Raw genomic sequence first — 26,021 nt, 5'->3', positions numbered from 1 at the left:
ACCCCCACCTCAATTATAAAGTTTATGCGATGATCATGCCAATCGAAAACACATATACAAAAAAATGGTTCCGCAATTTCGCGAAACCATCTCATCTACCATTTTCGACCTGCTCCACCACCAGCTGATGATCCTCCACCGCCGTTAAATCCACCAAAACTTCTGCCACTAGATTTACCACTACCACCGGAATTAAAACTCCCCCAGCCACCCCCATAATCATATATACTTCTTCGTCGACCTCGTGAACCACCTGAACCACCAGATCCACCTCCGCCTTTTGAAAATATACTATATACGATTAAAAAAAGGATAACGATGATGATAATCGATAGTGGTGATAAGCCTTCTTCTTCAGGTTTTACAGGATTATCTACTTTCCCATTCCAGTTATATTCCTCTGCAACGATATTATATATTAGCTTATATGCAGAACTAAAGGCATCGTCATAATTTCCAGCCTTTAAATTCGGTACCATGTATTCATCTAAGATCCTTCCAATTTTAGCATCAGGCAAAGCGCCTTCCAGACCTTGACCAACAGTAATATGTAAATCTCGATCACCTTCTGCTTCACCAAAGCTTGCTAAAATAAGTACTCCATTATTCTTTTCTTTGCTTCCAATTCCCCATGCACGCATAATTTTTGTACCGTAAGATGCAGCATCCAAACCATTTAAAGTATCTACTGTTAGAATATAAATTTGTGCACCGGTTGCAATCTCTAAATTTTTGGAGAGCTCATTCAATTCTTCTTTTGTGTCTTTTGATACAACATTTGCGAAATCCTGCACATAACCATCTTGCTCAGGCTTGGGTAAAGTTGCGGCTTGAGCCGTTGCAGAAGTTATAAAAAACAACACTCCAGTAAATAATACACCTAGTACAAGAGTGATTTTTTTCATTTTGAATCATTCCCGCCAAAATCTACTGCCGGAGCATCTTTGGCATTAGGATTAGCTTTAAAATATTCTTTTTTCTCAAAATCGAACATTCCAGCAATAAGATTCCCTGGAAATGCTCTTCTTAATTTATTATAACTATTTACCTCTTCATTATAATCTTCACGAGCGACAGCAATACGATTTTCCGTTCCAGAGAGTTCATCCATCAATTGACGGAAATTCGCGTCTGCTTTTAAATCAGGGTACTTTTCTACAACAACTAATAAACGGTTTAATGCACCAGTTAATTGATCATTTGCGGTAGCTTGATCTTGTGGTGTATTCGCCCCAGCTAATTTCGATCTAGATTCTGCGATGTCCGACATAATCTCCTTTTCATGAGTTGCATATCCTTTAACTGTATTCACTAAATTAGGTATTAAATCCAAACGTCTTTGTAATTGATTTTCAATTTGAGCATACTTCGAATCCACTTGCTCATCCGCATTCACTAACTTGTTATAGCGTGGCACAATCATCATCGCTAAAACACCAATAATTACGGCTATTATTATTAAGGGTGTGACCAACTTTTTCAAATGAATGACCTCCTCAATTTTTGATTATTCTTCCCTTACTTCCTTATGAAAAAACATACGACTTATTATACGCTTCAAACATTTGGAAGTTTCATTTTCATCGTATAATGTTTTGCATTAAATCCATACTACAGTTGCGGTAAAAACGCTATTTCATTAAGGAGGCCAAACAATTGACTAATAACCAATTTGGACAAACTGAATCCGGTGATATGTATAAACCACAGTCGACGAAGATGAACCATGGTGGCCATGAAGTTTTAGACATGCACGAAACATTATCTGAAACAGTTGCTATGCTTAATCATGCTGTACTTTTGCGTCCACACGTACAAGACCCCGAATTACTGGATATTTTAGACCGCCAGTACAATTTCAGCTTAGATGAGTACAATATTACAGTTGAGTCATTTAGAGGAGGACGTGATCCTTCACATCCGACAGGTAGCTATAAGATGAAACTTAACCATGATTTCATCTACGGCTTAGAACCATCTCAACCAAAAAAGCCAATGTCCAATGCCTCTGAGCTGAATGACGAAATGATTTCAGGTTACTTACTAGGTGGGCATAAACAACTCGCTTCATGTAAGGCAACAACTGCCCTCGAAACAACTAACCCAGTCACAAGACGTGTGCTAGCCGATTCAATACCGAACTGTATCGAAATGGCTTACGAATTATCCCTGTATCAAAACAAACATAAATATTATCAAGTTCCACAATTAGATGGAAAAGATATGCAAGAGTTATTAAATGCTTTTGCCCCCGCTCCAAATTCCCGTCTACAATAACAAAAAACGCCCAGTTATGACTTTACGTCATGACTGAGCGTTTTCTTTTGTTAAGCTTTAACTTCTTCTTTAACTTCTTCTTTAATTTCTTCTTTAACTTCTTCTTTAATTTCTTCTTTAACTTCTTCTTTAATTTCTTCTTTAATTTCTTCTTTTTGTTCTTGAGTTTGAGTGTTTTCAGTTGATTTCATTGATTTTCCATCAACCTTAACACGTTTAACGAATAGTGCTAATATAAATGCAACTATCGTAATACACATCGCTACCAAGAATGAGAAGTTAATACCATCAATCAACGCTTGTTGACCAACTTGAGCTTTCATTTGAGCAATTTCTGTTGCACTTGGTACATTACCAGATTGCGCAGCTGAAGCCATTTTTTCTTTCATTTCTAAACCTATCTCTTTTGCACGAGTTGCTGTATGCTTTGTCATAATTGTGATTAATACAGCTGAACCAATCGCGCCAGAAACTTGTTGTAGCGTATTATTCATGGCAGTACCATGTGGATTCATCTTCATTGGTAATTGGTTTAAACCATTTGTCATAATCGGCATCATAACCATAGACATACCGAACATACGAATTGTATATGCAAACATTAAGTAACCATAACTCGTATCAGCAGTTAATTTTGTTAACTCATATGTTGCAATCGTAGTAATTGTTAACCCAGTAAGAGCCAATATTTTAGGGCCGAATTTATCGAATAACTTACCTGTAATTGGTGACATAATCCCCATCACAAGTGCACCTGGTAGCATTAATAATCCGGCATCTAAAGGCGAAATACCACGAACTGTTTGAACATAAATTGGTGTAATAATCATACCTGAGAACATTGCCATAGAAACGACGATTGAAATCGCTGAAGAAAGTGCAAACATCGGGTGTTTGTAAATTCTAACATCTAGCAAAGGTTGTTCCAAGAACAGCTGTCTAATAACAAATGCAGCAACACCTAAAACACCGACAATAATTGTACCGTATACGATTGGACTATCCCAACCTTTATCTCCAGCTGAACTGAAGCCATAAAGTAAAGAACCAAATCCAATTGTAGACAAGATTAATGAAAAGACATCTAGACTTACTTTTCTTGTTTCCATTACATTGCCTAGTTTAAAGATTGCTAGCAATAATACAAGAATTGCGAAAGGCAAGATGATTTCAAATAACATACGCCAATCATAGTGCTCTACAATCCAGCCTGATAATGTTGGTCCGATAGCTGGAGCAGAAATCATTACTAGACCGAAGATACCCATAACAGACCCACGTTTTTCAATTGGGAAACTTGTTAACATAACGTTCATTAATAATGGTCCTAATACCGCTGCACCTGCTGCTTGGATCATACGAGCTGCAATAAGTACCCAGAACTCTGGAGCGAATATAGCTAAAGCTGTACCTATAGAAAACAACGTCATTGATGTAATAAATAAATGACGGTTTTTAAATCGAGTGATAAAGAAAGCACTTGCTGGAACTAGTATACCTCCGACAAGCATATACCCCGTTGATAGCCATTGAACTTGAGAAGCCGCTACATCAAACTCCTTCATTATCGTTGGTAATGCCACATTTAATAATGTGTTGTTAAGAAAAGAAACAAAAGCACCTATAAACAAGATTACTATCATTGCGTAAGGTGGCTTTTTCTGTAATGCGTTACTATTCATATTTTACCCTCTCTACTTTCAATATATTTCGTATCTAGAAGTTTACTTGTTTCATTTTATACTCACGGTACAACTTTTTCAACTAAAAAATTTCGTCATTTTATAAACATTGATATTAAAGCGTTTCCAAGTTAGAATGATAGTACACTAATCGAAAATACAGGTGAATTTATGAACAATCGTAAACGTCAAGTTATCGTTGCCTCTCAAAAGCTCTTCGTCGAAAAAGGTTTTCAAAATACTTCCATCCAAGACATTCTAGATGAATCACATATTTCTAAAGGCACTTTTTATAATTATTTTGCTTCAAAAAACGAATGCTTAATCGCCATAATAGCAAAGGGTCGTGAAGAAGCCGATGTTCGCAAGCATGAGATGCTTATAGGACAGGATCCAAAAGATAAAAACATTTTAGCTAAGCAAATTGCTGTATTGATGCAAATAAACCGTGATCAAAATTTAATCCCCATCTTTGAATCGATTTTCCATTCAGGTGACCCAGAACTTAAAGAAGTAGTAATGCGATTTCATCTTAACGAATTAAATTGGCTCGCAAAACGAATTGTCGATATTTACGGAGAAGAATCAAAGCCACACTGTTATGATGCTGCCATCCTAACTTTCGGTATGATACAACACATGCTGCATATTTGGAAAATTACTCGTGAAGATTCTCTAGACCCAGTACTGATTGTAAAATACGTCATTCAACAGCTAGACGCCATTTTACCTGCTCAAATTGAGAAAGGTGAACATTTCCTTGGCTGTGATTTAGCAAAGTACTTACATGAGAATTTCAAACATAAATATGTAACGAAAGAATATTTAGCAGAACAGCTAAATGGATTTTCAAAAGGTCTTATTGAAGATGATTTACAAGCTGGTAAAGAATATACAGCCTGCCTTATAAAATCATTACATGAAGAAACCATCCCATACTATATAATTGAAGCAATTGCATCACCCTTTAACACTAGCTTTAAAGGGACTAAACATGCTGCAGAAGCCCAAGAAATTGCTAATCTTTTATGGCTATTTTTAAAACAAAATCACAGTTTAGACATATTAAATAGTAATTAGTTAGACAGAAAAAGTCGCTTTTCAATATAAAAGCGACTTTTAATTTCCTTATTACAGTTTATTATTCTATTGAATTGGGCATATTATCATTACTGGAGCAAATCATACAAAAACATCTAGGTCGCTATTTAAATAACGACCTAGATGTTTAAAGTGCAGTTATATACGCCCTCGGAGGGAATCGAACCCCCAGCCTAAGAACCGGAATCTTATGTGTTATCCATTACACTACGAGGGCAATTCATCAATTGCGACTTTTCTATTATACAAAGGAAACCAAAACAATTCAACCATAGGAATTTGGATTCGAATCATTTGACCTTCCTTGACCATAATGTGTATGATAAAGATACAATAGAAGAAAATTGAATTTACCTTTTGAGGAGGATATTCTTATGAACTTAATCCCTACAGTTATTGAACAAACAAACCGCGGTGAACGTGCTTATGACATTTACTCACGCTTATTGAAAGACCGTATTATTATGTTAGGTAGCGCTATCGATGACAACGTTGCAAATGCTATTGTTGCTCAACTTTTATTCCTAGAAGCTGAAGATCCAGAGAAAGATATCTCTATTTACATTAACAGCCCTGGTGGTAGCATTACAGCTGGTATGGCAATCTACGATACTATGCAATTTATCAAACCAAATGTACAAACAATTTGTATCGGTATGGCTGCATCTATGGGTGCTTTCTTACTTGCTGCTGGTGAAAAAGGCAAACGCTTTGCATTACCGAATGCTGAAGTTATGATTCACCAACCACTTGGTGGTGCACAAGGTCAAGCGACTGAAATTGAAATTGCTGCAAAACGCATTTTATTCCTTCGCGAAAAACTAAACAGTATTTTATCTGAACGTACAGGTCAACCAATCGAAGTTATAGCAAAAGACACAGATCGTGATAACTTCATGACAGCTGAACGTGCAAAAGAATATGGTTTAATCGATCAAATTTTTGAACGTAACGAAATTAAATAAACATCTAAAAACCGCTATTCTCGTAAGATGAGAACAGCGGTTTTTATATTGTATTCATTTAATCCTCTGATTGAATTAGTTTTACTAGGCCTTCTAATGCAAGTGCTTCATCGGCACCATCTGCAGTTAAAATAACTTTTGATCCTTTTGCAACAGCCAAACTCATAATACCCATAATACTTTTAGCATTTACTTTTTTATTATCTTTCGTTAAAAACACATCCGATGAGTAGCGATTTGCTTCTTGTACGAACAAAGCTGCCTGTCTTGCTTGTAATCCTGATTTAAGTTTTACTTCTACTTGTTGTTCTGCCATTCGTTTTACTCCTCCTATAATTACTTACATATTCATTATTCGTGCATCTTCATTTCATTAAAGCTTAACCGCTTCGCCTCGACGCAAAGATTCAGCAATATCATCAATTTTACGTAGGCGATGATTGACACCAGATTTACTAACAGTACCTGCTGATACCATTTCACCAAGTTCTTTTAATGTTACTTCTTGATACTCCACACGTAATCGAGCGATTTCTCTAAGCTTCTCAGGTAGTTGATCAATCCCAATATTATGATCGATATATCGGATATTTTCTACTTGGCGAACAGCTGCTCCAATCGTTTTATTTAAATTGGCCGTTTCACAGTTCACAAGTCGATTCACGCTATTTCTCATATCACGTACAATACGCACATCTTCAAATTTCATCATGGCTTGATGTGCACCTACTAAACTTAAAAAGTCTGAAATTTTTTCAGCTTCTTTTAAGTATGTGACAAATCCTTTTTTTCTTTCGATTGTTTTTGCATTTAAATCAAAATTATTCATTAAATCGGCCAATGCCTCACCATGCTCTTTATATAACGAATACACTTCTAGATGATACGCAGAAGTTTCCGGATTATTGACAGAGCCACCAGCTAAAAATGCGCCTCTTAAATATGAACGCTTACCACTTGTTGTATCGACTAAAGCTTCTGCAATTGTATGATTGAACAAAAAGTTCCCAGAGACAATTTCTAAATCCTCCAAAATTTCTTTTGCTCCTTCTCTCACACGGCAGATATAAACATTATTCTTCTTTAAACGCATTTTCTTTCGCACAAGAAGCTCAACTCTATAACTATAGAACCTCTTCATTACTGTATAGATTCTTCGTGCGATTGCTGCATTTTCAGTTTGAATATCAAGACTAAGTTGACGGTTTGCAAATGAAAGAGAGCCATTCATTCTGATGAGGGCAGATAATTCTGCTTTTAAGCCGGTATCGCCTGCTTCAACTTGCGTTAATTCTTTTTTTGTTTCTGAAGCAAATGACATATTAACCCCCCTCTCTATCATAATTTATATAAAATAACGGATTTTATATCATTTTTATGTCACTGTTAAAAGAATGAGCATACTCTACTAACCATTCAGCAACCTTTGAGGCTTCATGACGCACAACGCCATCATGAGTTGTAGCAATTTCTTTTTTTACTACTTGGATACCCATTTTTTCTAATACTCCAACATCAAAAAAAACCGGCTCTGCTTCTTGTTCTTTATAAGCCGCCCTTACAGATGCTGGTACCTCTTCTTTATTAATTAAAATAGTTTCAATAAAAGGTTGCCCTACATGATCATATAATGCTTTTACATGGTCTGACGCCGCAAAGTTTTGTGTTTCTCCTGCTTGCGTCATGAGATTGCAAATATACACTTTCTTTCCTTTAGCACTAATAATGGCCTCTTGAATATCATCCACTAACAGATTCGGTAAAATACTCGTATATAAACTTCCAGGTCCTATAATAATAATATCCGCTTTTTTGATAGCACTTACAGATTCTGGTAGCGGTTTCACATCCTCAGGCGATAAAAAAATCCTTTTGATGCCTGTATTGAATGTTGGAATTTTAGATTCACCTTTTACAATTGTACCATCAATTAGCTCAGCAAAAAGAGTAATTCTTTGATTTGCTGCTGGTAATACTTTACCGTGCACATTTAAGACACGACTCATTTCTCGAATTGCGTGCGAAAAATCGCCAGTAATCTCAGTTAATGCGGTTAACATCAAGTTGCCTAGTGAATGACCACTTAAATCTTCAGATGCTGAAAATCGATATTGGAACATTTCTTCTACCAGAGGTTCGACTTCAGATAGTGCAGCGATGACATTTCGCACATCGCCTGGTGGCGGTATTTCGTAGTCATCTCTTAATCTACCCGAGCTTCCCCCATCATCCGCTACCGTCACAATGGCAGTTATATCAATTGGGAACTTTTTCAAACCTCGTAAAAGAGTTGATAATCCAGTTCCTCCACCGAGAATGACGATACGCGTATTTCGTTTCCCCATAGAATTAGCCCTTTCTTTTCGCAATATCGCGATGCGTAATAACCGTTGGCACATCTTTATTCAAATAATCACCAAAATATTCGGCTAATGTAACAGAGCGATGCTGACCCCCTGTGCAACCAAATGCAATAATGAGTTGTGTTTTACCCTCTTTTTTATAAAGAGGCACCATAAATTCAAATAAATCCGTCAGTTTTTTTATTAATGTCTGTGCTTCATCATATTTTAGAACATATGATGATACGTCCTTCTCTAATCCTGTTTTAGGGCGTAAACTCTCCACATAATAAGGATTCGGTAAAAAACGCACATCAAATACTAAGTCCGCGTCAATTGGAAGGCCATGCTTAAAGCCGAATGACATAATATTGACTGTAAATCTTCGAGAATTTACACCTGAAAATTGCGCAATAATTCGTTCGCGTAATTCTCGAGGTTTCATACTTGATGTATTATATATAAATTGTGCTTTTTGTTTCACTTCAGCAAGTAATTCTCTTTCATGATGGATCCCTTCTAACGGCAATCCACCAGCAGGAGCAAGTGGGTGTGAGCGGCGTGTTTCTTTATAACGTCTCACTAGTGTTTCGTTATCTGCATCTAAGAACAAAATTTTTGTCGCGACTAAATCTTGTTTCTCGATTTGCTCTAATGCATCAATTATTGATGAAAAGAAATCACCACCTCGTAAATCCATCACAGCTGCGATACGAGAAAATTCTTTTTTCGACTCTTTCATAAGAGTTAAGAAAGTTGGTAGTAATGCAGGAGGTAAATTATCGATGCAGTAAAAACCTAAGTCTTCAAAACTTTGGATTACGACCGTTTTTCCTGCTCCAGACATCCCTGTAATAATGATCAATTCGTTAACCGGTTGAGTGCTAGGCATTGATGCCATCTCCTTCAGTTGAAATTTGAATTGTTTCATTTAATAGTTCGAAATCTTCTGTATAAGTAAAAGTACCATATTGCATACCTTTTTCGTTTACGGCAAACAATAAATTAGTACGATCTCCTTCAGCCATCGGTAAGTGGTGCAAGCTTTCAATTGGGTGCCATTCCAGGACACCTTCAACTGTATCTTCATAAGGCGTGCCTTCTAAGCCATCTGCAACAAATGTAAAGAGCATCCACTCATTTACAATATCTTGATCATTTTTTATCACCATTGTATATATACCTTTTAAGTGCTGGTTTAAAGGGATTGTCCCCGTTTCTTCCCGGAATTCTCGGTTAGCAGCTGTAAAAATAGACTCCCCACTCTCTATTTTACCACCTGGCGCAACATACCAGCCTCGTCGTGGTTTTTTCAGTAAAAGAACTTTGTTATCTTTTCTAACAATCAAATTTGCTATTCTTTGCACGCACGACACTCCAAATCATTGTAAACTTATAATCATTATTATACATTGTTACACCATTAGCGTACAAAATTATGTACGAAAGAACAGTGATTTCATATGTTTACATCACTCTAGTCCATTATCAAAAACTATATAATATAAAAAAGAGGCTGCTTCTAACGGCAAATTACCGCGAAACAGCCTTACCAATATATCTATCTTAATAGGGGGTTATTGCACTTACAACTATACCCTTATTATATTGCAAATGAGTTACAGCTATGTTAAGAAGACGTTAAAATTAGCAATTAATTACCAATCTTTTCTTTTAACATTTCCACATAATGTTGAACAGCTTGAGCTGCGATACTACCATCACCAGTTGCAGTTACGATCTGACGTAATGTTTTTTCACGTACGTCACCAGCAGCGAAGATACCAGGAATCGTTGTTTCCATCTCTTCATTTGTTGGGATATATCCAGCTTCATTTAAGATTCCTAGACCCTCAAACGGTTTTGTTAATGGTAACATACCAATATAAACGAATACACCATCAGCAGCAAATTCTTGTTCAGAACCATCCACAGTAGAAACGAGCGTTACACTGCCTACTTTTCCGTTTTCTTCATTCACTTGTTTAACAGTGTTGTTCCAAATAAAATCAATTTTTTCGTTAGCAAATGCACGATCTTGAATGATTTTTTGGGCACGTAATTTATCACGACGGTGAACAATTGTTACTTTTTCCGCAAAGCGAGTTAAGTAAATACCTTCTTCAACAGCAGAGTCTCCTCCACCAACAACAACTAAGTTTTTATTTTTGAAGAATGCCCCGTCACATACTGCACAATAACTTACACCACGTCCACCAAGTTCTTTTTCACCAGGTACGCCCATTTTTTTGTATTCAGCACCTGTAGTAATGATGATTGCACGTGTTTTAAATTCTTTTGAACCTGCTTTAATTGTTTTATATTCTTCGCCATCGATAATTTCAGTAACATCACCATAAGCATATTCAGCACCGAATTTTTTCGCGTGGTCAAACATTTTAGTAGATAATTCAGGTCCTAAAATAGAATCGAAACCTGGATAGTTTTCAACTTCTTCTGTATTAGCCATTTGTCCACCTGGAATACCGCGTTCTAACATTAATGTAGATAGGTTGGCACGAGAAGTATAAACGGCAGCTGTCATCCCTGCCGGACCTGCACCGATAATAACTACATCATAAATTTTCTCTTCTGACATATCTGTTCCTCCTAGATCTGTATAAAGCATTTCATTATATTCAATATCCATGGTAGAGGATAACTGGTGTAGGTTCAATATTTCTGCTTACCATTTTGACATTTAAGCGTCGAATCCAGGTAAAAAATGTATTAAATCGTTCACATATTTCGTTAAAGTAGTTGTTGTAACCCCATATGCTTCAGCAACCGATTTTTTAGTAACACTTTTCATACGTGAGGATTTATACATATAGTCCGCTGCTGCTACAAGTGCCTTTGGATTCTTGAATTGATAATTTTCATCTAACGCTCGTTCACATAATACGAACCACATTTGAAATAGAAATGTGGTAGGCATTGATATAGGCATCGATTGCATGTATAAAATATCCGAAGCTTCCATTGCTCTTAAAAACGGTAAAATACTTTTATCCTGCGCATCAAATTCATGCTCAAGTGCGTATGCTAAAAATAGCTTTTCCATCGAAGAATATTCATCGACATCTATCCAACTTGGATGTGCAATAATTTCCTGTTTGTGAATTGTTTTACCTAATAAATATAAACCAAATAATCGATCACTACGGTATTTACTTTCAAGCTTTTCAACGATAAAATCGCGATTTTGCTCGATAGCATTCGGATTTGTCACACGGCTCTCGTGTGCCCATGGCTCAAAGCCTTCTTTATCGGGATCGATTTCAAGTAGTTTTTTCCAAGCACTTTTCCCAACAACTTTTCTACCTGAGAAATAAGCTGCATGGGATAGCCAAAAGTAAAATCCAGGATCGCCTTCAAACCCACGTTTTTGCAAACTACGTAACCATTTATAAGCTTCTTCATAACGACCAACGAGAGCTAATGTAGCTCCTAATTTATAACGATGGTCAAATGAGTATGGTTGGATTTTCACTAATAACTCAAGTAGCTCGTCCAACTCTTCTTTGTTTTTTTCGTAGTAAGCCATGACCGTTAAATTACAAAGGGCATGTAAATTACCAAAATTCCCTTTTAACACTTGATGCAATAACGCTCTTGCTTGTTCAGCTTCACCTAGATAAAAATAAGCAAGAGATAGATTATTATAGGCTGCCCAGAAATCTGGGTTATCTTGAATAATCTCTTCAAATTGCTCAATGGCTTCTTTAAAATTTCCTTCTTCCATCATACGGCGAGCCTTTTCTTGTAAATACACAGCTTCTGAATCTTGTGGTTCATCAGAAGTTGGTTGCTCTTTCATCTGCTCAGAAAAATCAATAATTTCAAGCGCTTCTTCCGCATAAACACCTTGTTGATCTAACTCTAGATAAAGCTTTGCGTATTTTCCTGCTTCATCTGACATGCCTAGATGCGCAGAGACTTCAGCTAAAAACAATACTATTTCTGGTTCATCAGGGTCAATTGAATACGCTTTTCTTAATAGCTCTAAAGCATGATCATGCTGTTCAAGCTCCATTTTAATAACACCATATTGCATAAGTATAAGTGAATCATCAGGGCTAAGTTCTGCTGCTCTTTGTAAGTATTTATGCGCCTTATCAAACTGCTCTCGATCTAACGCTTGTAATGCTTTATTATAATAAAAATCCCCATTTGGAATAAAAGATACGACATTTTCTCGCGGTTTTAGTTTACGATTTTTCTCCAAAAAAATTCCTCCGAAAAAAATAAGGAACGTATAGAAACGTCCCTTATACTCTAGTATCCTTGATTATAACATATTTAATGTTGCTCATGGCGCTTTTGAAGCACACCTAAAACATCAAATACATCCACCTTTTGTTCTTGTAATAGTACCAATAAGTGATAAATTAAATCTGCAGTTTCCCATTTCAATTCATCGACATCGCGGTTTTTTGAAGCTATAACAACCTCTGTTGCTTCTTCTCCGACTTTTTTACAAATTTTATCGATACCTTCGTTAAATAGATAAGTTGTATATGCACCCTCTGGCATTTCCTTTTCGCGGTTTTGAATAACACTACGAAGCTCCGTAATAATATCTAAAGAACCAACATTCTCTGATTTTTCTTTTATGGTCTCAGTAAAGCAACTTGTCGTACCATTATGACACGCAGGTCCTGCTGGTAAAACTTCTACAACTAGTGCATCTTTGTCGCAGTCAGCACGAATAGCTATCACTTTTTGTGTATTACCACTTGTGGCCCCTTTATGCCAAAGTTCTTGACGAGAACGGCTATAAAACCACGTTTCACCTGTTGCTAATGTTTTGTCTAAAGATTCCTTGTTCATGAATGCAACAGTTAATACTTCTTTCGTTTGTGCATCTTGTATTACTGTAGTAATCAAACCTCTTTCGTCAAATTGAAGATTTTCTATCATCTCACGAACACTCCCTTTTGTCGCAATTCATTTTTCACTTCTGCGACACTTGTTTCTTTATAGTGAAATATAGAAGCCGCTAGTGCAGCATCCGCATCTACATGTTGTAAAACATCATAAAAGTGATCCGCGTTTCCAGCACCACCACTCGCAATAATTGGTACGTTGACAGCTTCACGGATTGCTTTTGTTAACGGTAAATCAAAGCCACTTTTCTCTCCATCTTGATCCATACTTGTGACTAATAATTCTCCTGCTCCAAGCCTTACTGCTTCTTTCGCCCAAGCCACTGCTTGCCAATTCGTTTTATTGCGACCACCGTGCGTATATATCATCCAAGTACCGTCTTCTTCACTCCACTTAGCATCGATTGCCACAACGATACATTGTGCTCCGAAGTAATCAGAACCTTCTTTAATAAGTTCCGGCCGTTGCAAAGCAGAAGAATTGACTGATACTTTATCTGCACCAGCACGGAGTAATCGTTTCATATCCTCTAGTGTTCGAATGCCTCCCCCAACAGTAAAAGGAATCGCTAAAGTAGAAGCTGTTTTTCGTACAACATCAACCATCGTTTCACGGCCTTCATGCGAGGCAGAAATATCTAAAAAAACAAGCTCATCTGCGCCTTGTTCATTATAGAACTTAGCAAGCTCTACAGGATCACCAGCATCTCGTAATGAGACAAATTGAATACCTTTTACAACGCGTCCTTCCTTCACATCAAGACATGGAATAATTCGTTTCGCAAGCATTATTCCGCCTCCTTAAGTGCCTCTGGCAATGTAAATCGACCTGCGTAAAGGGCTTTCCCAATAATCACACCTGCAACAGACGAGTTTTGTGCAGCTTCTTTTATTCGCTGAATATCTACAAGTGAGCTGATACCACCAGATACGATAATCTCGGCATTTGTTGCCTCAGCTAATTTCACATTCGCTGGAATATTCGGACCAGCTAAAGTACCATCAGTTGCAATATCAGTGAAAACAAAATATTTTGCGCCTGCCTTAGCAAAATATTTTCCTACTTCAATTGCAGACTTATTAGACGTCTCAAGCCAACCATGTGTAGCTACCATGCCATCCTTTGCATCTAGTCCAATTACTATTCGTTCTGCACCAAATTCCTCTAGAAAACTGGCAACAAGCTCTGGTTCACGAATGGCTAGACTACCAATAATCACACGATGAACCCCATTTTCAAGATAGAAGCGTACATCCTCCTCAGAACGAATACCGCCACCTATTTGCACTTTTACCTCTAATTCATTCGCAACGCGTATAACTTCAGTTGCATGTGTACGTTCACCGTCTTTAGCACCATCTAAATCGACCATATGTATAAAGCTTGCACCTGCTTCTGCAAAGCTTTTTGCCATTTCAAAAGGAGAGTCTGCATACACTGTTTCTTGTGCGTAATCGCCTTTAAATAAGCGTACACATTTGCCACCTCTCATATCGATTGCTGGGAAAACTTGAATTGAACTCATTACGCGACAACTCCTTTTTTTACACCATCTAACCATTGTTTCAATAGTAGTACACCGAATTCGCTTGATTTTTCAGGGTGAAATTGCATACCTGTAATAGAACCTCTTTGTACAATACCTGGCACTTGTTCATTGCCATAATGAGCAAAAGCAACTAACTCAGCTTGATCTATATTAGTTGCGAAGTATGAATGAACAAAATAAACGAAATGATCACCAGTCACTTCATTTTCTTGTAACCATTCTGGACGTTGAGCAAATTGTAGTTCGTTCCACCCCATATGTGGTACTCGATAGGTACCACCATCATCATCAATCCCAGGAAAGCGCTCAATTTTCCCTTTGAAAATGCCTAGTCCTTTGCCACTGCCATTCTCTGCGCTTTCTTGAAATAATAACTGCATACCTAAGCAAATACCTAGTAAAGGTTTATTGCTTTTCTCTACCTCTTTTATTAGTGAATCTAAATTCGTTTCTTGTAATCGTTTCATAGCATCTTTAAAAGCACCGACCCCAGGTAAAATTAGGGCATCTGTTGCTAATAGCTCTTCTTTATCAGCAGATACTAAAACTTCATAGCCTAGGCGTTTAATAGCCTGTTCAACGCTAAATAAATTTCCCATACCATAATCGATTATGCCAATTTTCATGTTAGCAGCCCCTTAGTTGAAGGTACACCTTTCACACGTGGATCAATCGATACAGCATCATCGATCGCTCTAGCCAACGCTTTAAAGATTGCTTCGATAATATGATGAGCATTGTGTCCATAAGGAACAATGACATGAACATTCATACGAGCCTCTAATGCAAATTTCCATAAAAATTCATGCACTAGTTCCGTATCAAATGTACCAACTTTTTCTGTTGGAATATCTACTTTAAATTCTAAGTGTGGACGATTTGAACAATCAATAACCACTTGTGCTAATGCATCATCCATTGGCACAAATGCGTTACCATAGCGCTTAATACCTTTTTTATCACCTAACGCTTCTTTAATTGCTTGACCTAACACAATCCCTAAATCCTCTGTTGTATGGTGATCATCAATATATGTATCACCATTTGCAGTAATAGAACCGTCAAATAAACCATGTTTCATAAATAGGTCTAACATATGGTCCATAAAAGGAACACCCGTTGAAATAGTAGACTTCCCTTCACCATCTAAATTAATTTCTACTGCAATCTGAGTTTCATTTGTTTTTCGTTCTATTTTGGCAAAACGCTTTTTAGTTGCTTCCACTTGATTCGTCTCCTTTTTCCCACCCTCTAGACTCCACTGCTCTGGCATGAGCTTCTAACCCTTCTAATCTGGCAAGTCTAGCTATTTTCGGCGAATTTTGTGCCCAAGTTTCTTTTGTATAATAAACAACGCTTGTTTTTTTTATAAAGTCATCAACATTCAAGCCACTAGCAAATCGAGCTGTACTATTTGTTGGTAACACGTGATTTGTACCTGCAAAATAATCTCCTACTGGTTCTGAACTATAGCGTCCGATAAATATAGCGCCTGCATTACGAATTTGCTCAGCAACCGCTTCTGCATTGTCCGTAACAATTTCTAAATGCTCTGGTGCTAATTGATTGATTGCTTGCACTGCTTCAGCGAGCGTTTCAGCTATATAAATACTGCCAAAGTTTTCGATTGCCTTACGTGCAATTGCTTCTCGCGGTAATAATGTTAGTTGATTTTCAACTTCCTCCGCTACTTCTTCAGCTAGTCTTTCACTCGTTGTAACTAAAATCGCACATGCCATAGGGTCATGCTCGGCTTGAGATAATAAGTCTGCTGCAATCTCATCTGCATATGCATTCTCATCTGCAATAATAGCAATTTCGCTTGGCCCCGCAATCATATCAATGGCTACTTCACCAAACACTTCACGCTTTGCTAATGCAACAAAAATATTACCTGGTCCTGTAATTTTATCAACTGCTTGAATCGATTCTGTACCGTAAGCAAGAGCACCAATTGCCTGTGCGCCACCCATTTTATAAATCTCTGTAATCCCTAATATGGATGCAGCAGTTAAAACGGCTGCTGGTAGCTTACCGTCTTTTCCTGGAGGTGATACTAAAACGATGCGCTCAACACCAGCTACTTGTGCTGGAATAACATTCATTAAAACAGATGATGGGTAAGCAGCTGAGCCTCCTGGCACATAAAGACCAACAGCCGCTAACGCTGTAATACGTTGCCCTAACCAAGAATTATTTTCTAGATTTAGTCGATAACCTTGGCGCTTTTGCTTGTCATGGTATGCGCGTATATTCAATGCAGCTTCTTTTAAATCTTCTATTAATTGTGCATCCATACTGCTAACTGCTTCTGCCATTTCCTCTGGTGACACACGTAATTCTTTAAGAAAAACACCGTCCCATTTAGCACCATATCCTTTGACAGCAGCATCACCATTTCGACGAACATTGGCAAGCACTTCCCTAACTGTTTGTAATTGCTCCTCGTTGCCGTTCTCCAATGGGCGTTGTAAGGATATATTATTTGTTAAGTCTTGAATCTTCATCGTTTAAACCTTCTCTCATTTCACACATTTTTTTAAACGTTTTACGAGATCTTGAATACGCTCATTCTTCATACGATAACTTACCGGGTTGGCGATTAATCGAGATGATACATCTGTAATGTGCTCATATTCAACTAGCCCATTTTCTTTTAATGTTTGACCAGTTGAAACAATATCCACAATACGGTCAGCAAGTCCTATCATTGGAGCTAATTCAATCGAACCGTTTAGACCAATTATTTCAACTTGTTCCCCTTTTTCACGGTAATAGTGAGAGGCAACTGTAGGATATTTCGTCGCAATACGTGGTGCAATATCATTTAGCTTTGTATTTGGTAACCCCGCAGAAGCGATATAACATTTACTAATTTTCAAATCAAGTAATTCATGTACCGCTCTTCCTTGTTCTAGCAGAACATCTTTTCCTGCTATACCAATATCAGCTACACCGTGTTCAACATATGTAGGTACGTCCATTGGCTTTGCTAGTATGAATCGAATTTTCTCAGATGGAATTTCAATCATTAATTTACGTGATATTTCAACATCTTCTGGCAAGTCAAAACCTGCTTGAATGAGCATTTCATATGCTTCTTCGAAAATGCGCCCTTTAGGCATTGCGATTGTCAATTCAGCCATGTTCAATTCCTCCTTGCCCAATACGTACAACTTTTGAAAAGAGTTGCTCAAACGCTGCTATATTCTCTAAACCTTCAATCGATTGCAATGTAGTACGTTTACCTTCTTTACGAAGGGTAGCTGCCTTTGCTACTGCTCTTGGGAATTCATTCTGTGCAAATAATACGAGCACCTCTTCTTGTTCCTTTTGAAATGAAGGCATGACTTCTAACAGTTGATCGACACGTAATCCAAAACCAATTGCTCCAACCTGTGATCCAAATTCATCAAGTAATCCATCGTAGCGGCCACCATTTCCTAACGGGAAACCTGCTCCAGTTGCAAATACTTCAAATAGCATGCCCGTGTAGTAATTCATATGACTCGCTAATGTAAAATCAAAATAAATGTACTTTTCTACTTCAGAAACAGCTAAAATCTTCTGCAGTCTTTCCATATATATAAAATCATCTTTTTCTATTAAATACTTATCAATTTGGTTAATGTTATTTAGATCTGTCGCTTCTTCAATAAAAGTTAATAATGTTTGTTTGTTTTTCTGAGGCAACTCAAAAAGCTTAACCGCTTCTTCAAAACCTACAATATTCTTTTCCACAAGTAGTTTATGCAATTCTTTGAATTGCTCTTCTGTTCTGACATTTTGAGTTAGAATAGCATTTAGAATCCCTGCATTTCCGATTGTTAACTTAAATTGTTTTACTTCTAATGCCTTTAACAGTTCAATCACCGTCAATAAAATTTCAGCATCAGCATAAACAGAAGAATCGCCAATAATTTCAACACCCATTTGTTCAAATTCTGCTGGGCGTCCCCCTTCTGTTTCTTGAGCACGGAACACATTTGCAAAATAAGCTAAACGTAATGGAATCTTTTCTTTTAATAACTTCGATGATGCAACACGTGCGATTGGTGTTGTCATATCTGGACGAAGCACTAATGTATTACCTTGACTATCTACTAGCTTAAATAAAGAAGACTCAACGATTGCAGAGGCTTTACCAACTGTATCGTAATATTCAAGCGTTGGTGTTTTTATAAAGTCAAAGCCTCTCATTTGTAGAAAGTCTCGACCGGTCTGTCTAACAACTTCTTTTTTTTCAAAAATCTTTGGAAACGTATCGCGCATTCCAAGTGGTTTTTCAAACTTTCGAATTGGTGACATAGTGACACTTCCTAATCTATTTACTTTAGTTCGCTAGAGTGATAGAGTGATGATATATGAAAGTATTTTATCTCAATTCTTACATACCGTCAATAGAAAAAACTCATAAAGCATATAAACTTTATGAGTTTTTAGAATTGAGCGACTTTTTAATATCCATTTGTTCCTTCGTGTAAATAATTTGCATAGGATTACCTCCAACAAAAGCGCCAGCTGGAACATCTCTATTCACTAATGTTGCAGCAGAGACAATTGCATCATCTCCAATGCTAACGCCAGGCAATATTGTTGAATTTGCACCAATCATTACACGATCTCCAATAATGACATCGCCTAATCTATATTCTTCTATTAAATATTCATGCGCTAAAATCGTCGTATTATAGCCAATGATCGTATTACTTCCTACTTGAATGCGTTCAGGAAACATCGTATCGGGCATTACCATTAAAGCAAAAGCCGTCTTATCTCCTATTTTCATTTTCAAAAATGTACGATATAGCCAGTTTTTCATCGATAAAAACGGCGTATAACGCGCCATTTGTATAACGATGAATGTTTTTGCTACCTTCCAAAAGGAAACTGTTTTATAAATTTGCCAAAGAGAACTTGCACCTTCAACACGATATCTCTCAGTTCTCCTCATAGGAAACTTCTCCAACAATCTCTAGTAAGTCACTCAAATGATGTAACATATAATCAGGTTTGAATTGCGCCAAGAATGCTTCACCCTTCAAGGACCATGCAACGCCCGCTGTTTTTACTCCAGCGTTTTTACCACCTTCAATATCGTGAGAATTATCGCCTATCATTATAACTTCATCTTTTTGTAGACCCATCTTCTCAAGTGCTAATAGAATTGGTTCTGGATCTGGCTTCACATTTTTCACATCATCTAAACCAATGATGACTTCAAATAATCCTTCTGCGTTTAAAATACGAAGTCCTCTTGCTAGCATATCTTGTCGTTTTGTTGAAACAATCGCAAGTCGAATTCCTGCTTCTTTCAATGCTAGTAATGTTTCTAAAACACCGTCAAATTCTGTTACAAGCTCATCATGATGAGCAATATTCCATTTTCGATAATCTTGTACTAGCTCATCTACACGCCCTAAATCGACAGTTGAAAATGTATCTTTTAAAGAAGGCCCTAAAAATGGTAAAACATCTTCTCTGCTATATTTCCCGGGGAATTTAGTCTCTAATACATGTAAAAAAGTTTGTATGATAAGCTCATTTGTATCTAATAAAGTACCGTCAAAGTCGAATAATAGTGCTTTAATTTTTCTATTTGTCATACGAATGCGGCTCCTTTTTCTTTCTTTTCTTCAGCTCTTCGTCAAAGTGTTGTGACAACTACGAGAAAAACGAATGCTGTCGTAATACGATTAAAAATAACGACAACATAGGGATTCCTAAAGTCCAAAAATGTATATAGTTTCAACAACTACATGATAAGCATTAATGACCAAGCTGTATTCAGCCTGGCCATTAACACTCTTTTAGCATTTCCTTCGCTACTCTTCAATATTACTTATCTAAATACTTTACAACTGGTTTTACTTTCATTCTTCTATAGATGAAAAGTACAACACCTATCACTAAACCGATTAACGACACAATTTGTGCCATGCGCAAATCACCTATTAATAAACTATCAGTACGTAATCCTTCTACGAAGAAGCGACCAAATGAATACCAAATAATATAAGTTAAAAATATTTCACCACGTCGTAAATTCACTTTTCGTAAGGCTAGTAACAATACGAGGCCAACTACATTCCATAGGGATTCATATAAGAAGGTAGGGTGATGGTAAATACCGTTTACATTCATCTGCTCAATGATCCAATTTGGCAAATGCAATCCTTCTAAGAAATCGCGTGTCACAGCACCACCATAAGCCTCTTGGTTCATAAAGTTACCCCAACGGCCAATAATTTGACCTACTAATAAGCTTGGCGCTAATACATCTGCAATCTTCCAAAAACTAACCCCACGCTTTTTAGCAAAAATATATGTAGTAATAAATGCACCAATTAGTGCACCGTGTATGGCAATCCCACCATGCCAAATTTGAATAATCTCACCAGGATTTGCACTATAGAAATCCCATTTAAATATTACATAGTAAATTCGGGCACAAATAATAGAAATTGGTACTGCCCAAATCAATAAATCTGTTAAAAAATCATTATGAAATCCACGTTTCACCATTTCTCTTTGCCCAATCAAAAAGGCAATAATAATGCCCATTGCGATAATGACCCCGTACCATCTAATTGAAATTGGTCCTAGCTCAAGTGCTACTGGGTTAATTTGTAATAATATTGAATCCATACTTTTCTCCTTCCAAATTACGAAGTTTGCCTACATCAATTTTCTTTAGACTCAATCACACTATCAAGCCTTCTAGAAAACTCTTCTGCTGCGTTGACACCAAGTTTTTTCAATCGATAATTCATTGCTGCTACTTCGATGATAACAGATAGATTTCGTCCTGGTTTAACTGGGATTGTTAACTTCGTCAATTCTGTATCAATAATTTTCATCGTCTCTTCTTCTAAACCTAAACGATCATAGGTTTTATCAGAATCCCATACTTCTAAATCAATAACAAGTGAAATGCGTTTATGACTTCTAACAGCACTAGCTCCAAATAATGTCATAATATCAATAATACCTATGCCACGAATTTCAAGTAAATGCTGTATTAAAGCAGGTGCATTCCCTATTAATGTATTTTCACCTTCTTGACGAATTTCTACACAGTCATCCGCTACAAGACGGTGTCCTTTTTTCACAAGTTCAAGTGCAGTCTCACTTTTACCTACGCCGCTTTTCCCAGTAATCAAAACTCCAATACCATATATATCAGCCAATACACCATGAACAGCTGTTGTTGGAGCCAATTGACTTTCAAGATAATTCGTTAACATACTAGAGAAACGAGTTGTTGCCATTTTTGTTGATAATACCGGTACATGGTGCTCATTAGAAGCAACAAATAACGCTTCAGGTACTTCCATATCATGCGAAATAATAATAGCAGGTGTATCTTGTGAACATAGTTTGTTCATTCGATCAAACTGCACATCCCTTGGTAACATATCAAAAAATGACAGCTCTGTTTTTCCTAATAGCTGAACACGTTGAGCTGGATAATGCGTAAAATAGCCTGCCATCTCAAGGCCTGGTCTAGAAATATCACTTGTTAATATATGTCGACCAATTCCCTCATGGCCACTGATAAGCTTCAAGTCAAACATCTTAATAACATCTTTCGTACATACTTGATCCAAGACTAACACTTCCTTCCATAAAACTACCCTTTAAAATAACAACACTTGGAATATATTTTAACATAAATTTAATTGCTGAGCGCGTTCGTCCAGCTACGACCCTCTTCCATAAACCAAATTTACAAATAGAAAAAAGCAATCCATATGCCCTATGGGTTGCTCTTATCCTTGCTGTATAATCCACCTACAAAAAACTAGCTTCCCCCTCAGAAATCTAGTTTTTAATACAGAGCTTATTTTTGTTCAGATAACCATTTAGCTACTGCCTCAGCATCGTCACCAGAAATGATACCACCAGGCATTCCATTTTTACCATTATTAATAACATCTAAGATTTCTTTTTTTGAACGAGTGGCACCGATTTTTGAGAGATTAGGGAAGTTACCTCGTCCTTCAAGATTTTCACCGTGACAAGTGATACACTTTTGTTGAATAATTTGTTGTGTGTCAACAGCTGCTGTTTCTGAACCAGTTTTTTCATTTGTAGTTTCTTCTTTTGCTTTATTACCACCACCACATGCACCAAGCACAAGGGCTGAACCGAATAGAATAGCAAGTAGAGTTTTTTTCATTTAAAGACCTCCTCAATCATTGTATTACTTACAGAATAATTATACCGTATATAAACGTTTTTAAAACCTTACACTAACAGGTAAGCCTACTAAAAAGCTCTGTAAACACATATACATCAATGTATCAACAAGTTGTTTCATATTTGTGAATTTCACTATTTAAGCATTCCCCAGAATAAAAAGCTTATTCAACTGTTTTAGTCTTCATTTTTATCATTGCATTATCAGTAGTAGACATTAAAGAATATTATCTGACCATTTATTTGCTTCTTGGTATATTGCGTATAAATCTTTTCCATTAATCCCTATTTCAACAGCTAACTCTGCAACTTTATCCCAATTTAGCTTATCTAAAGCAATAGCCACTTGTAGATATGGCGTCATCTCTGTCTCTCCTTCTAAAATGGTTTCAATAATAATATCTGACAAAGGAAGTTGTAATAATATACTGTTCATAGGTCTTTGCAAAATTGCATCGATTAATGAAAACATGCCTACTAAAAAGTATTCGGAATAATTTTCTTTATAATTATAACGTGCTAACATTTCACAGATTTTAGCTCTACATAAGGATGCCTTCATCAGCTCATCATACATATCAGCTTGTGCATCCTTTTGCGATTCACGATACGCTAAAATATATATCCATTTACGTAAATCTGCTAAGCCCAATAATAAAATAGCTTGTTTAATTGAACGAATTTTAGATTTTCTACGTTTCGAAGATGAATTGATCAATTTTAACAATTTGAATGACATCGCAACGTCATGTTCAATTTGCTTAGAAATATCATCAATATCGGGATCTTTCCCGCGTAATAAAGAAATTACACGATAATATTGTAATATATTGGTTGGGATATCATTACCTCGGATAATTTGAGGTTGTTTGAAGAAATAACCTTGAAAAAGTTGATATCCATTTTCATTTGCTATGTGACATTGAGAGCGTGTCTCTACCTTTTCAGCTAACAAAACAATTTTAGGGAAGTCTTTTCTAACACGATTCTCAATCTCTTTTCGTTCCTCTTCTGAAGTAAGAAGAAAATCTACTTTAATAAAATCTGTATATGTAAATAATTCATTATAAAGTGTTACATCTTTTTGCAACTCAAAATCATCAAGAGCAATTTTATAACCTTGGCTTTTTAATTTTTTGATTCTCTTAACCAGTTTTGCTGTGATGGGGACATCTTCTAAAATTTCAATTACTACTTGATCAGGTTGTAAGTGATCAAATATGTTACTCATTAAAAGGTTTTCAGTAAAGTTTATAAAGCATGGTTTACCATTTGTAAGTTCATCAAAACCAATTGAAAATAATGAATTGATCAAAACTTCAACGGTTGCCTTATCCGAATCAATAGATGGAAACTCGTTCATGACTGCTCCGTCTCGATATAATAATTCATATGCGAAAACTTGCTTTTGTTTATTAAATATAGGTTGACGACCAATAAATACTTCCATATGGTTTCTCCTTTAAAATCTATTTCCATTTCATTATATCAGCAATATTGCTTAAAGTATTTAGTTTACCCCGTTACTTTAAACCTTTCATTTTACCTTTAATTTCATGTAGATATACATTTTACAATAAAATTATCCTTTAACCGAAAATATAAGGATAATATTAAACACTTAATAACTGGAAATATTTATTCAAAGATGACGAAAAACCATAGACATGCTATCGTTTAATTGGGAGTAATTTTTTCACAATAAGGGGGAAATTTCATTGGAAACACTAATTTATAAACAACAGGAGCATTTGGCATTTGTTACATTGAATAGACCACTAGCGATGAATGCATTCAATTATGATTTACTAGTTGAATTAGGTCAAATTGTTGAATCTATTCGGATTAATCCCGATATTCGTGTGGTCATCTTTACAGGCGCAGGTGATAAAGCTTTTAGTGTTGGTGCTGACTTGAAAGAAAGAAAAACATTAACTGAACAACGCGTAAAACGCAACCTTTATAAGATAGGTGAGGTTTTTTCAGCTATTGAAAATTTACCTCAACCGACTATTGCAATGATTAATGGCTATGCTTTCGGTGGGGGTACCGAATTAGCATTAGCATGTGACTTCCGTTTTGCTGCAGATGATGTATTACTCGGCCTAACAGAAACGAGCCTTGGTATAATTCCCGGAGCTGGCGGAACTCAACGACTTCCTAGACTCATAGGAGAAGCAAAAGCACTAGAACTAATTTTAACTGCAAAAAGATTAAAGGCTGAAGAAGCACTAGCATACGGTCTTTTGACTAAAGTCGAAAAGCGTGAAGATCTTCTTACAAAAACAGTGGCATTCGCAGAGTTGATGCTAGCTAACGGTCCCATTGCATTACAACAAGCAAAATTTGCTATCAAGCATGGTATGAATACCGATTTACAAACAGGTCTTCATATTGAGCGAAAATCATATGAAATTACCATTCCTACTGAAGATCGTATTGAAGCACTCAATGCATTTTCTGAAAAGCGAAAACCAAATTTTACAGGAAGATAATAATAAAGAGGCTGCTAGTATACGCAGCCTCTTATCTGTTTATTCTTCTATGAAAATTTGTTTCCACTCACCGCGTTTCGCTAGCATTTCTTTTGCAAGCTCCTTCGCACCTTCTAAACTATGGCTCGCAGCCCAACCACATTGGACTTCGTTGCATGCTGGTACTTCCGTTGCTACCAAGACATCATTAAAAGTTTTATCTAAAATATCTAGTACTTCATCAAAGTTATCATGATTAATCATTGATAAATAGAAGCCCGTTTGGCATCCCATTGGACTAAGGTCGACAACATGGTCCGTATGATTACGAATGTTCTCAGCCATTAAATGCTCTATTGAATGTAACGCAGGCATTTCCATATGCTCTTTGTTAGGTTGTTTAAATCGAATATCATATTTATAAACTTCATCACCATTTACACCTTTTTTAAGTCCCGCTAATCGAACAAATGGTGCGACGACTTTTGTATGGTCTAAATTAAAGCTTTCAACATTCATTTTCCCCATGATATCAAACT

General features: G+C 36.5%; 29 protein-coding genes and 1 tRNA gene. 4 read left to right on the top strand and 26 right to left on the bottom strand.

The window, feature by feature from the left end; genetic code table 11:
* Window positions 1–95: 95 nt before the first annotated feature.
* Window positions 96–905 carry a TPM domain-containing protein gene (locus AC3IS5_RS03525; protein WP_489426590.1) on the bottom strand — a complete coding sequence of 270 codons (810 nt, stop codon included), beginning with the start codon at window positions 903–905 and terminating at the stop codon, window positions 96–98.
* Window positions 902–1,483 (bottom strand): LemA family protein, encoded by a 582-nt coding sequence (locus AC3IS5_RS03520; protein WP_489426589.1) that lies wholly within the window; start codon window positions 1,481–1,483, stop codon window positions 902–904. Before AC3IS5_RS03520 ends, AC3IS5_RS03525 begins: the two co-directional genes overlap by 4 nt.
* Window positions 1,484–1,656: 173 nt before the next feature.
* Between AC3IS5_RS03520 and AC3IS5_RS03515 the strand changes: the two genes are divergently transcribed.
* The gene (locus tag AC3IS5_RS03515; protein ID WP_489426588.1) at window positions 1,657–2,277 is read left to right on the top strand and encodes a spore coat protein; all 621 of its coding nucleotides are present in this window, start codon (window positions 1,657–1,659) and stop codon (window positions 2,275–2,277) included.
* 50 nt (window positions 2,278–2,327) lie between these two features.
* Here the strand turns inward: AC3IS5_RS03515 and AC3IS5_RS03510 are convergent, their stop codons facing one another.
* Window positions 2,328–3,959, bottom strand: coding sequence for a DHA2 family efflux MFS transporter permease subunit (locus AC3IS5_RS03510; RefSeq protein WP_489426587.1), 1,632 nt, complete (start codon window positions 3,957–3,959; stop codon window positions 2,328–2,330).
* A gap of 171 nt (window positions 3,960–4,130) precedes the next feature.
* Between AC3IS5_RS03510 and AC3IS5_RS03505 the strand changes: the two genes are divergently transcribed.
* Window positions 4,131–5,039, top strand: a complete 909-nt coding sequence (locus AC3IS5_RS03505) for a TetR/AcrR family transcriptional regulator (RefSeq protein WP_489426586.1) — start codon at window positions 4,131–4,133, stop codon at window positions 5,037–5,039.
* 166 nt (window positions 5,040–5,205) lie between these two features.
* Here the strand turns inward: AC3IS5_RS03505 and AC3IS5_RS03500 are convergent.
* A tRNA-Arg gene (locus AC3IS5_RS03500) sits at window positions 5,206–5,277 on the bottom strand.
* 157 nt (window positions 5,278–5,434) lie between these two features.
* Between AC3IS5_RS03500 and clpP the strand changes: the two genes are divergently transcribed.
* Window positions 5,435–6,025, top strand: a complete 591-nt coding sequence (gene clpP / locus AC3IS5_RS03495; RefSeq protein ID WP_038188848.1) for an ATP-dependent Clp endopeptidase proteolytic subunit ClpP — start codon at window positions 5,435–5,437, stop codon at window positions 6,023–6,025.
* Window positions 6,026–6,083: 58 nt separating this feature from the next.
* On the opposite strand, the gene AC3IS5_RS03490 is transcribed toward clpP, so the two are convergent.
* The 21 genes from AC3IS5_RS03490 to AC3IS5_RS03390 form a co-directional block, all read right to left on the bottom strand.
* On the bottom strand, window positions 6,084–6,341 hold the full coding sequence (locus tag AC3IS5_RS03490; protein WP_489426585.1) for an HPr family phosphocarrier protein: 258 nt from the start codon (window positions 6,339–6,341) through the stop codon (window positions 6,084–6,086).
* A 57-nt stretch (window positions 6,342–6,398) separates the two neighbouring features.
* Complete coding sequence (gene whiA / locus AC3IS5_RS03485) at window positions 6,399–7,346, bottom strand: DNA-binding protein WhiA (protein WP_489426584.1); 948 nt, start codon at window positions 7,344–7,346, stop codon at window positions 6,399–6,401.
* Between the two features lie 43 nt (window positions 7,347–7,389).
* Window positions 7,390–8,370, bottom strand: coding sequence for a gluconeogenesis factor YvcK family protein (locus AC3IS5_RS03480; protein ID WP_489426583.1), 981 nt, complete (start codon window positions 8,368–8,370; stop codon window positions 7,390–7,392).
* A gap of 4 nt (window positions 8,371–8,374) precedes the next feature.
* The gene (gene rapZ, locus AC3IS5_RS03475; protein ID WP_489426582.1) at window positions 8,375–9,259 is read right to left on the bottom strand and encodes an RNase adapter RapZ; all 885 of its coding nucleotides are present in this window, start codon (window positions 9,257–9,259) and stop codon (window positions 8,375–8,377) included.
* The gene (locus AC3IS5_RS03470) at window positions 9,252–9,734 is read right to left on the bottom strand and encodes an NUDIX hydrolase (RefSeq protein ID WP_489426581.1); all 483 of its coding nucleotides are present in this window, start codon (window positions 9,732–9,734) and stop codon (window positions 9,252–9,254) included. The genes rapZ and AC3IS5_RS03470 overlap by 8 nt, the downstream gene beginning before the upstream one ends.
* A 287-nt stretch (window positions 9,735–10,021) precedes the next feature.
* Window positions 10,022–10,966 carry a thioredoxin-disulfide reductase gene (gene trxB, locus AC3IS5_RS03465; RefSeq protein WP_489426580.1) on the bottom strand — a complete coding sequence of 315 codons (945 nt, stop codon included), beginning with the start codon at window positions 10,964–10,966 and terminating at the stop codon, window positions 10,022–10,024.
* Between the two features lie 102 nt (window positions 10,967–11,068).
* Window positions 11,069–12,595, bottom strand: coding sequence for a tetratricopeptide repeat protein (locus tag AC3IS5_RS03460; protein ID WP_489426579.1), 1,527 nt, complete (start codon window positions 12,593–12,595; stop codon window positions 11,069–11,071).
* Window positions 12,596–12,669: 74 nt separating this feature from the next.
* A complete protein-coding gene (gene hisIE, locus AC3IS5_RS03455; protein ID WP_489426578.1) occupies window positions 12,670–13,290 on the bottom strand; it encodes a bifunctional phosphoribosyl-AMP cyclohydrolase/phosphoribosyl-ATP diphosphatase HisIE in 621 nt (206 codons plus the stop codon).
* On the bottom strand, window positions 13,287–14,045 hold the full coding sequence (gene hisF / locus AC3IS5_RS03450) for an imidazole glycerol phosphate synthase subunit HisF (protein ID WP_489426577.1): 759 nt from the start codon (window positions 14,043–14,045) through the stop codon (window positions 13,287–13,289). The genes hisIE and hisF overlap by 4 nt, the downstream gene beginning before the upstream one ends.
* Window positions 14,045–14,782, bottom strand: a complete 738-nt coding sequence (hisA, locus tag AC3IS5_RS03445; protein WP_489426576.1) for a 1-(5-phosphoribosyl)-5-[(5-phosphoribosylamino)methylideneamino]imidazole-4-carboxamide isomerase — start codon at window positions 14,780–14,782, stop codon at window positions 14,045–14,047. The genes hisF and hisA overlap by 1 nt, the downstream gene beginning before the upstream one ends.
* A complete protein-coding gene (hisH, locus tag AC3IS5_RS03440; RefSeq protein ID WP_489426575.1) occupies window positions 14,782–15,432 on the bottom strand; it encodes an imidazole glycerol phosphate synthase subunit HisH in 651 nt (216 codons plus the stop codon). The genes hisA and hisH overlap by 1 nt, the downstream gene beginning before the upstream one ends.
* Window positions 15,429–16,079, bottom strand: coding sequence for an imidazoleglycerol-phosphate dehydratase HisB (gene hisB, locus AC3IS5_RS03435; protein WP_489426574.1), 651 nt, complete (start codon window positions 16,077–16,079; stop codon window positions 15,429–15,431). The genes hisH and hisB overlap by 4 nt, the downstream gene beginning before the upstream one ends.
* Window positions 16,018–17,313 (bottom strand): histidinol dehydrogenase, encoded by a 1,296-nt coding sequence (gene hisD / locus AC3IS5_RS03430; RefSeq protein WP_489426573.1) that lies wholly within the window; start codon window positions 17,311–17,313, stop codon window positions 16,018–16,020. Before hisD ends, hisB begins: the two co-directional genes overlap by 62 nt.
* Window positions 17,314–17,328: 15 nt before the next feature.
* Window positions 17,329–17,952, bottom strand: coding sequence for an ATP phosphoribosyltransferase (gene hisG, locus AC3IS5_RS03425; RefSeq protein WP_489426572.1), 624 nt, complete (start codon window positions 17,950–17,952; stop codon window positions 17,329–17,331).
* Window positions 17,945–19,114 carry an ATP phosphoribosyltransferase regulatory subunit gene (locus AC3IS5_RS03420; RefSeq protein WP_489426571.1) on the bottom strand — a complete coding sequence of 390 codons (1,170 nt, stop codon included), beginning with the start codon at window positions 19,112–19,114 and terminating at the stop codon, window positions 17,945–17,947. Before AC3IS5_RS03420 ends, hisG begins: the two co-directional genes overlap by 8 nt.
* 121 nt (window positions 19,115–19,235) lie before the next feature.
* The gene (locus tag AC3IS5_RS03415) at window positions 19,236–19,760 is read right to left on the bottom strand and encodes an acyltransferase (protein WP_489426570.1); all 525 of its coding nucleotides are present in this window, start codon (window positions 19,758–19,760) and stop codon (window positions 19,236–19,238) included.
* A complete protein-coding gene (gene ppaX, locus AC3IS5_RS03410; protein WP_489426569.1) occupies window positions 19,747–20,412 on the bottom strand; it encodes a pyrophosphatase PpaX in 666 nt (221 codons plus the stop codon). Before ppaX ends, AC3IS5_RS03415 begins: the two co-directional genes overlap by 14 nt.
* 232 nt (window positions 20,413–20,644) lie before the next feature.
* Window positions 20,645–21,454, bottom strand: coding sequence for a prolipoprotein diacylglyceryl transferase (gene lgt / locus AC3IS5_RS03405; protein WP_489426568.1), 810 nt, complete (start codon window positions 21,452–21,454; stop codon window positions 20,645–20,647).
* A gap of 35 nt (window positions 21,455–21,489) precedes the next feature.
* Complete coding sequence (gene hprK, locus AC3IS5_RS03400) at window positions 21,490–22,416, bottom strand: HPr(Ser) kinase/phosphatase (protein ID WP_489426567.1); 927 nt, start codon at window positions 22,414–22,416, stop codon at window positions 21,490–21,492.
* A gap of 233 nt (window positions 22,417–22,649) precedes the next feature.
* On the bottom strand, window positions 22,650–22,988 hold the full coding sequence (cccB, locus tag AC3IS5_RS03395; protein ID WP_489426566.1) for a cytochrome c551: 339 nt from the start codon (window positions 22,986–22,988) through the stop codon (window positions 22,650–22,652).
* Window positions 22,989–23,225: 237 nt separating this feature from the next.
* Entirely contained in the window at window positions 23,226–24,458 is a 1,233-nt protein-coding gene (locus tag AC3IS5_RS03390) for an EAL and HDOD domain-containing protein (protein WP_489426565.1), read from the bottom strand.
* Between the two features lie 268 nt (window positions 24,459–24,726).
* Between AC3IS5_RS03390 and AC3IS5_RS03385 the strand changes: the two genes are divergently transcribed.
* The gene (locus AC3IS5_RS03385; RefSeq protein ID WP_489426564.1) at window positions 24,727–25,503 is read left to right on the top strand and encodes an enoyl-CoA hydratase-related protein; all 777 of its coding nucleotides are present in this window, start codon (window positions 24,727–24,729) and stop codon (window positions 25,501–25,503) included.
* Between the two features lie 39 nt (window positions 25,504–25,542).
* On the opposite strand, the gene AC3IS5_RS03380 is transcribed toward AC3IS5_RS03385, so the two are convergent.
* Window positions 25,543–26,010: an S-ribosylhomocysteine lyase gene (locus AC3IS5_RS03380; RefSeq protein ID WP_489426563.1), complete on the bottom strand. Its 468-nt coding sequence runs from the start codon at window positions 26,008–26,010 to the stop codon at window positions 25,543–25,545.
* Window positions 26,011–26,021 lie beyond the last annotated feature (11 nt).

The organism is Viridibacillus sp. KH_047, from assembly GCF_057838945.1.
Note: the sequence above shows the minus strand (reverse complement) of the source record. Positions and strands in the feature narration are given on the sequence as shown.